Genomic DNA, 663 nt, shown 5'->3' with positions numbered 1-663 from the left:
GATATTAGTATTAACCGCCTGCGTCAGATTGCTGGCTACTTCAAGGTCTCACCTGCTGAAATCCTCTCCGGATTAGAAATAGATTCAAAATTTTCAGAACAAAAAATCATGAACGATCTCCAGGCAAAACTCGAACATAGGGAACGGGAATTGTTTCAACTCCAGGTCAAACTTATGGCTCTTTACAAAGAATTGAAAGAAGAGGCCAAAGCCAAAGCAGTCTTGCTAATTTCATTTTTATCCTGCGGCCTACAGGATCTATTTGAAGGATTAACCATCTGACACAGTGACCCCTGCTCAGTTACTTTAAAAACTGTCCAGATAGCCCAATATTGTTTTCGTCTGCATCAAGATGCCAGCATTTCAGAATTTGATACAGGGCACAAATAACAATATAAGGAAAATCCAGACAACTTCACATCACACGCATCAATCCAAACCCCAGATTCCGGCACCACAACAAATTTCCTCGACGCCTCCCTCCGTTCCAACAAAACCTTAATATCCTGTAGAATTTGTATAACAAAAGCAGGATAGACTTTAAAAATGTAAACATAATCAACAAGTGCCAACAGCAAAAGCTAAACACTTTAAGTACAGCAAATGCATAGGTTAAAAAATAATAACCGTCATTAATAACCACACAAGAAGGGATAACTTAAA

At 38.6% G+C, this 663-nt stretch carries 1 protein-coding gene; it reads left to right on the top strand.

What is annotated here, in order from left to right; translation table 11 throughout:
• On the top strand, positions 1-282 hold a 282-nt coding region (locus DBR11_RS30050; RefSeq protein WP_199234008.1), incomplete at its 5' end, for a hypothetical protein.
• Between the last annotated feature and the right edge of the window lie 381 nt (positions 283-663).

Origin of the sequence: Pedobacter sp. HMWF019 (assembly GCF_003061025.1) — a bacterium.
In the GTDB taxonomy this organism is placed as follows: domain Bacteria; phylum Bacteroidota; class Bacteroidia; order Sphingobacteriales; family Sphingobacteriaceae; genus Pedobacter.
This window is presented reverse-complemented; position numbering and strand designations above follow the sequence as displayed.